The sequence below is a fragment of the Dietzia sp. SLG310A2-38A2 genome (genome assembly GCF_014145095.1).
Taxonomy (GTDB): Bacteria; Actinomycetota; Actinomycetes; order Mycobacteriales; family Mycobacteriaceae; genus Dietzia.
This window is the reverse complement of sequence record NZ_JAALDX010000281.1, coordinates 5,216-12,076: the sequence shown is the minus strand read 5'-3', so window position 1 is coordinate 12,076 and position 6,861 is coordinate 5,216. Positions and strand designations below refer to the sequence as shown.

General features: G+C 68.0%; 6 protein-coding genes. 1 reads left to right on the top strand and 5 read right to left on the bottom strand.

Going from position 1 to position 6,861, the window contains the following annotated elements; all coding sequences use genetic code 11:
* Positions 1-53 precede the first annotated feature (53 nt).
* Positions 54-1,532, bottom strand: a complete 1,479-nt coding sequence (gene rpsA / locus G6027_RS10355; RefSeq protein ID WP_182637104.1) for a 30S ribosomal protein S1 — start codon at positions 1,530-1,532, stop codon at positions 54-56.
* Between the two features lie 43 nt (positions 1,533-1,575).
* Here rpsA and G6027_RS10350 point away from each other — a divergent pair, with 43 nt between their 5' ends.
* Positions 1,576-2,430 (top strand): class I SAM-dependent methyltransferase, encoded by an 855-nt coding sequence (locus G6027_RS10350; protein WP_182637103.1) that lies wholly within the window; start codon positions 1,576-1,578, stop codon positions 2,428-2,430.
* 27 nt (positions 2,431-2,457) lie between these two features.
* Here G6027_RS10350 and G6027_RS10345 read toward each other — a convergent pair whose 3' ends face one another.
* From G6027_RS10345 to polA, 4 genes are all read right to left on the bottom strand, one after another.
* Positions 2,458-3,219, bottom strand: coding sequence for an amino acid ABC transporter ATP-binding protein (locus G6027_RS10345; RefSeq protein WP_277612336.1), 762 nt, complete (start codon positions 3,217-3,219; stop codon positions 2,458-2,460).
* Positions 3,216-4,196 carry an ABC transporter permease subunit gene (locus G6027_RS10340; protein ID WP_182637102.1) on the bottom strand — a complete coding sequence of 327 codons (981 nt, stop codon included), beginning with the start codon at positions 4,194-4,196 and terminating at the stop codon, positions 3,216-3,218. Before G6027_RS10340 ends, G6027_RS10345 begins: the two co-directional genes overlap by 4 nt.
* An 11-nt stretch (positions 4,197-4,207) precedes the next feature.
* Positions 4,208-5,110 (bottom strand): ABC transporter substrate-binding protein, encoded by a 903-nt coding sequence (locus G6027_RS10335; RefSeq protein ID WP_182637101.1) that lies wholly within the window; start codon positions 5,108-5,110, stop codon positions 4,208-4,210.
* 125 nt (positions 5,111-5,235) lie between these two features.
* A partial coding sequence (polA, locus tag G6027_RS18815) for a DNA polymerase I (protein ID WP_241727019.1) occupies positions 5,236-6,861 on the bottom strand: 1,626 nt, incomplete at its 5' end.

The following is a 6,861-nucleotide window of genomic DNA, read 5'->3' as shown; positions in this document are numbered from 1 at the left end:
TGGGGCCGTGGCCCGGGCCGTCGGGCGCCCGTGGGCGCCGTCAGGCCGCGAGGTCACTCACCGCCGGCGAGCTTCGCCCGCAGGGCGGCCAGCTGCTCGTCGGACGCCAGCGAGCCACCGGTCGACTCGGCCTGACTGGTCTCCGCAGCAGCGGGGCGGGCGGACGACGGAGCGGACTCAGACGAGTAGTTGGTCGGCGCGGCCTCCGCGGCCTCCGCGGCAGCGGCGCGACCCTTCTCGATCTGACCGGTGTGCATCTTGTGACGACGCTCGGCCTCCGCGTAGCGGTTCTCCCACTCCTCACGCTGCTTCTCGAAGCCCTCGAGCCATTCGTTGGTCTCGGGATCGAAGCCCTCGGGGAAGATGTAGTTGCCGGCCTCGTCGTAGCTGTCGGCCATGCCGTACTTCGACGGGTCGAACTCCTCCGTGTAGTCCTCGTCCGCCTGCTTGAGCGAGAGCGAGATACGGCGACGGTCGAGGTCGATGTCGATGACCTTGACCATGGCGTCGTCGTTGACCGTGACGACCTGGTCCGGGACCTCGACGTGGCGCTCGGCCAGCTCGGAGATGTGGACGAGGCCCTCGATGCCCTCGTCGACGCGCACGAAGGCGCCGAACGGGACGAGCTTGGTGACCTTGCCCGGCACGATCTGACCGATCGCGTGGGTCCGGGCGAAGTGCCGCCACGGATCCTCCTGGGTGGCCTTGAGCGACAGCGAGACGCGCTCGCGGTCCAGGTCGACGTCGAGGACCTCGACGGTGACCTCCTGGCCCACCTCGACGACCTCGGACGGGTGATCGATGTGCTTCCAGGACAGCTCGGACACGTGGACGAGACCGTCGACGCCGCCGAGGTCGACGAACGCACCGAAGTTGACGATCGAGGACACGACGCCCTTGCGGACCTGGCCCTTCTGCAGCTGGTGCAGGAACTCGGAGCGGACCGCGGACTGGGTCTGCTCGAGCCATGCACGACGCGACAGCACGACGTTGTTGCGGTTCTTGTCCAGCTCGATGATCTTGGCCTCGAGCTCCTGGCCCACGTACGGCAGGAGGTCGCGGACGCGGCGCATCTCCACCAGGGAGGCGGGGAGGAAGCCACGGAGGCCGATGTCGAGGATCAGGCCGCCCTTGACGACCTCGATGACGGTGCCCTTGACGGCCTCGTCCTTCTCCTTGAGCTCCTCGATCGTGCCCCAGGCGCGCTCGTACTGGGCGCGCTTCTTGGACAGGATCAGACGGCCGTCCTTGTCCTCCTTGGTCAGGACCAGGGCCTCGACCTCGTCGCCCACCTCGACGACCTCACCGGGGTCGACATCGTGCTTGATGGAAAGTTCGCGCGAGGGGATGACACCCTCGGTCTTGTATCCGATGTCGAGCAGGACCTCGTCGCGGTCGACCTTGACGATCGTGCCCTCGACGATGTCGCCATCGTTGAAGTACTTGATCGTGGCGTCGATGGCGGCGAGGAAGTCCTCCGCGGAGCCGATGTCGTTGACGGCTACCTGCGGCGAGGTGGTTTTGGTGGTCATAGGGTGGGGTGCTCCGGAGTGGATAGGAATCGTAGGTGGACAGATGTTCGCGAGCGTGTACGCACGCGACGGTCAACTGTACTCTGCCAGCGTGACGTCCACAAACCCCCCCGACCACGGTGAGTCCGTCCGTGCCTCCCGCACGTGGTGGGATACCGAAGCGGTCGAGTACCACGATGAACACGGCGACTTCCTCGGTGCCCACTCCCCCGACGGGGAGTTCGTGTGGTGTCCCGAGGGCCTGCACGAGGGCGACTGGGCTCTCCTCGGTGACGTCGCGGGCCGCGACGTCCTGGAGATCGGCTGCGGTTCCGCGCCGTGCTCCCGGTGGATCGCCGGCCGCGGTGCCCGCGCCGTCGCCGTCGACCTCTCCGCCGGGATGCTCCGCGTGGGCGCCGAGGCCGCCGGCAGGTCGACGGGTCCGGCAGCCGGGGTGCCGCTGATCCAGGCCGATGCCGGCCGCCTGCCGTTCGCCGCCGACAGTTTCGACGTCGCGTTCTCCGCGTTCGGGGCCATCCCCTTCGTGGCGGACACCGCCGGGGTCATGGCGGAGGCGGCACGCGTGCTCCGACCCGGCGGCCGGTTCGTCTTCTCCGTCAACCACCCGATGCGGTGGATCTTTCGTGACGATCCGGGCCCCGAGGGACTCGTGGCCGCGTTCCCCTACTTCGACCGGACGCCCTACACCGAGTACGACGAGGAGGGCGGCCTGACCTACGTCGAACACCACCGCACGGTGGGCGACCGGATCCGGGAACTGGTCGGTGCCGGATTCGTGGTCCAGGACCTGATCGAGCCCGAGTGGCCGGAATGGCTGGACCGCGAATGGGGGCAGTGGAGCCCGATGCGCGGCAGTGTCTTCCCCGGCACCGCCATCTTCGTGGCCACGCTCTCCTGACCGCCGGCTGCGGGATCGTGGCGCCGGCTACAGGATCTTGGACAGGAAGTCCTGCGTCCGCTGGTGCCGGGGGGCCCCGAGCACCTCGGACGGGCGCCCGGACTCGACCACGACTCCGTCGTCCATGAAGGCGATCGTGTCCGCGACCTCCCGGGCGAAGCCCATCTCGTGGGTGACCACGATCATGGTCATGCCGGCGTCCGCGAGATCCCGCATGACGCCCAGGACCTCACCGACCAGTTCGGGGTCCAGCGCTGACGTGGGCTCATCGAACAGCATGAGCTTGGGCTCCATCGCCAGCGCGCGGGCGATCGCCACCCGCTGCTGTTGACCACCGGACAGCTGCGCCGGGTAGGCGTCCGCCTTTGCCGAGAGCCCGACCTTCTCCAGCAGGGCCCCGGCCCGCTCGGTGGCCTCGGCCCTCGACTCACCTTTGACCAGCATCGGCGCCTCGATGACGTTCTCCAGGGCGGTGCGGTGCAGGAACAGGTTGAAGTGCTGGAACACCATCCCGATGTCCCGCCGCTGCCTGGCCGCGTGCCTGGGCGAGATCTCGTAGAGCTTGTCGCCCTTCTCCCGGTACCCCACCAGGTCGCCGTCGACGTACAGCCGACCGGCATCGACACGCTCGAGGTGGTTGATGCACCGGAGGAAGGTGGACTTGCCGGACCCTGACGGGCCGACCAGGCACAGCACCTCTCCGGCGGCCACCTCGATGTCGATGCCCTTGAGCACCCTCAGTGAGCCGAAACTCTTGCAGACCTGCTCGGCCCTGACCATCGGAGTCATGGCATCCCTCCCGACTGGTCGGTCCCTCTGGCCGCGGCGAGCCCGGAGGGGGTGAGGCCGTCCGCCTCGGCCAGCGCCCGCAGCTGTTTCGCCGTGAGCTGGCGGGTGGCGCCCCGCGAGAATTGCTTCTCGAGGAAGTGCTGGCCCACCATGAGCACGCTGGTGATCACCAGGTACCAGGTGGCCGCCACCAGCAGCAGCGGGATGATCTGGAAGTTGACCCCGGAGATGTCGCGGGCCTGACCGTAGAGTTCACCCGAGAACGGGATGGCCACGACGAGCGAGGTGGTCTTGAGCAGCGAGATCAGCTCGTTGCCGGTCGGCGGGATGATCACCCGCATGGCCTGCGGCAGGATCGTCCGGCGCATGGTCTGACCCCACGACATGCCGAGCGCAGTGGAGGCCTCGGCCTGTCCCTCCGGAACGGACGAGATACCCGCCCGCACGATCTCGGCCATGTAGGCGGCCTCGTTCATGGCCAGACCCACCACTGCCAGCCAGAACGCCGAGTACAACACCATCGTGTCGTCGAAGCGCACGATCTGGAAGTCGGTGAAGGGAATGCCGAACTGGACCTGCCGGTACAGCGTGAAGATCAGGCCCCAGAACAGCAGCTGCACGTAGATGGGGGTCCCGCGGAAGATCCACAGGTACACCCAGGCCACGGCCTTGAGCACAGGGTTGCTGCTCATGCGCATCACCGAGAGGATGACCCCCAGGATCACAGCGAGGACCATCGACAGCACCGTCAGCGCGATGGTGTAGAACACCGCCATGCCGAACCGGGTGTCGAACAGGTAGCGGCCGTAGGTGCCCCATCCGTAGGCAGGGTTGGTCGCGGCGCCCCAGATAAAGAGGAACACCAGAACCAGGACGATGGTCGCCGAAGCCCACCGCCACGGGTGCCGGAGCGGCACCGCCTCGATGGGATCAGGAGCGTCTCGGGGGGCCGAGGCGCCGTTCTGCGCGGTGCTCACCGACCGGTCACTCAGCCCTTCCGGATCTCGGCGTCGTCGATCAACCCGTCCTCAAGGCCCCAGTTCTGGGCGATCTTCTCGAAGTCACCGGTCTCGATGAGCTTGTCCGCTGCGGCCTCGAGCGCGGCGGCCAGTTCGGACCCCTTGCGCACGGGCCAGCCGTAGGGGGCGGAGTCGAAGACGTCGCCGGCCAGCTGCATCTTGCCCTCGGACTGCTTGACGGCGTACGCCGAGACGGGCGAGTCGGCGGACATGGCGTCGACCTTGCCCAGCGCCACGGCGGTGGAGGCCTCGTCCTGGGAGTCGAACTGGACCTTCTCGATCGCGGGATTGCCGGCGGCGACGCACGCCTCGCTGCGGGCGGGCACGTCCTCCTGGTCGGAGACCGTGGTGCGCTGGACCGCCACGCTCAGGCCACACGCATCGTCGGGGTCCACGTCGGTGCCCGCCGCCGATGCCCACTGGATTCCGGCCTCGAAGTAGGTGACGAAGTCGACGGTCTGCAGCCGCTCGTCGTTGACGGTGAACGACGACGCGCCCATGTCCATGGTGCCGCCCTCGATCGCCGGGATGATCTTCTCGAAGTCGGACTCCCGGAACTCCGCGCGCAACCCCATCAGCTCGGCGGCGGCGGTCATCACGTCGATGTCGAAGCCGACGATCTCACCCTGCTCGTTCTTGAACTCGTTGGGCGCGTACGGCGGGTTGGTGCCGATCACCAGCACGCCCTTCTCGCGGATCTCGGCCGGCACGAGGGCGGCGATCTCGTCGTCCGCCTCGAGCGAGACCTCCTGCCTGGGCTCCCCCGAGTCCTCGGGCCCCTCGGTGTTGGTCGTGCAGCCGGTGAGGGCGAGGGCCGCGGTGGCGGTCAGTGCCAGTGCGGCACGGAGGCCGCGCCGTGAGGTGAGGGTCATGTGCGTGCCCTTTCAGGCGTCGGGTAGCCGAATCTGCAATGAACCTAGGGCATACGCCGAGCACCACAAAACGCATCGCCCACATTTGGCGTCAGTGGTAACTCACTGGTTACCTCACTGGTTACTCAGTGCGCGGCGGAGTCCCAGTCGGGCCCCGTGCCCGTGGAGACGTCCAGCGGGACGTTGAGTTCGATGGCGGAGTACATCCGGTCGACGACGAGCTCGCGGACCTCCTCGAGTTCCCCCTTCGCCACCTCGAGGACCAGTTCGTCGTGGACCTGCAGCAGCAGACGGCTCTGCAGTCCCCGCTCGTCGAGGTCGGCGTCCACCCTGAGCATCGCCGCCTTGATGATGTCCGCGGCGGAACCCTGGATGGGTGCGTTGAGAGCGGCCCGCTCGGCGTTCTCGCGCTTGAGCCGGTTGTCCGAGTTCAGCTCGGGGAGGTAGCGCCGACGGCCGAAGAGGGTTTCGGTGTAGCCGTCCCGACGGGCCTGATCCACCACGGTGTGCAGGTAGTCGCGGACCCCGCCGAAGCGGGAGAAGTACGCGTCCATCTGCTCGCGGGCCTCGGTCTGGCTGATCCCGAGCTGCGCGGCCAGCCCGAACGCGCTGAGTCCGTAGGCGAGCCCGTAGCTCATGGCCTTGACCCGGCGCCGGAGCTCGGGGGTGACCTGGTCGATCGGGACCCCGAACGCCCGGGATCCGACGAAGGAGTGCAGGTCCTCGCCGGTCCGGAACGCCTCGATCAGGCCTTCGTCACCGGACAGGTGCGCCATCACGCGCATCTCGATCTGGCTGTAGTCGGCCGTGAGCAGGCAGTCGTAGCCCTCACCCACGACGAACGACTTGCGGATGCGTCGGCCGTCCTCCGTGCGGACCGGGATGTTCTGCAGATTCGGATCAGTGGAGGACAACCGTCCGGTCGCGGCGACCGTCTGGTTGAACGTGGTGTGGATGCGCCCGTCGTCGCCGATGGTCTTGATCAGCCCCTCGACGGTGGTGCGCATCTTGGTCGCCTCGCGGTGCAGGAGCAGTGCCTCGAGGAAGGCGCGCCCCGGGGTGTCCCCGGTCTCCTTGGCGAGCAGCTCCTCCAGCGCCTTGGCGTCGGTGGTGTACCCGGTCTTGGTCTTCTTGGTCTTGGGCATCCCGAGGGTGTCGAACAGCACCACCTGGAGCTGCTTGGGCGAGCCGAGGTTGATCTGCTCGCCCCCGATCGCGGCGTAGGCCGCCTCCGCCGCGTCACGCCCGCGGTCGGCGAACCCGTCGCGCAGGTCGTCAAGGGCCGACGAGTCGACCGCTATGCCGATCGACTCCATCCTCGCGAGCACCGGCACGAGCGGCAATTCCATATCCGCGAGCAGCGTCGCCCCGTGCACCTGCTTTAGCTCCACGTCGAGCCGCTCGGCGAGGTCGATGACGGCCCGGGCACGGGTCGCCGCCGCGTTGGCCGCCTGCTGCTCGGCCTCCGACTCGTCGACCTCGTCCAGGAGCGACAGTTGCTTCTCCGCCGCCTCGGGCTCCGGGAGCTCACGCTGCAGATGGCGCTGGAACAACTCCGCCAGTCCATAACTGCGCTGACCGGGTCGGACGAGGTATGCGGCGAGTGCCACGTCCAGCGTCACACCGCCCAGACGAAGGTCCCGGCCCATCAGGGCGTGGGTGGCGGCCTTGGCATCATGTACTGCCTTTGACACCGCGTCGTCGGCCAACCACGCCTGTAGAGCCTGGTCGTCGGCGGGGTCGATACGTGC

Excerpts from the sequence above, each read along its gene's own strand:
- G6027_RS10350 (WP_182637103.1), top strand. The coding sequence starts at position 1,576 with ATGTTCGCGAGCGTGTACGCACGCGACGGTCAACTGTACTCTGCCAGC.
- G6027_RS10335 (WP_182637101.1), bottom strand. The coding sequence starts at position 5,110 with ATGACCCTCACCTCACGGCGCGGCCTCCGTGCCGCACTGGCACTGACC.
- G6027_RS10345 (WP_277612336.1), bottom strand. The coding sequence starts at position 3,219 with ATGACTCCGATGGTCAGGGCCGAGCAGGTCTGCAAGAGTTTCGGCTCA.
- rpsA (WP_182637104.1), bottom strand. The coding sequence starts at position 1,532 with ATGACCACCAAAACCACCTCGCCGCAGGTAGCCGTCAACGACATCGGC.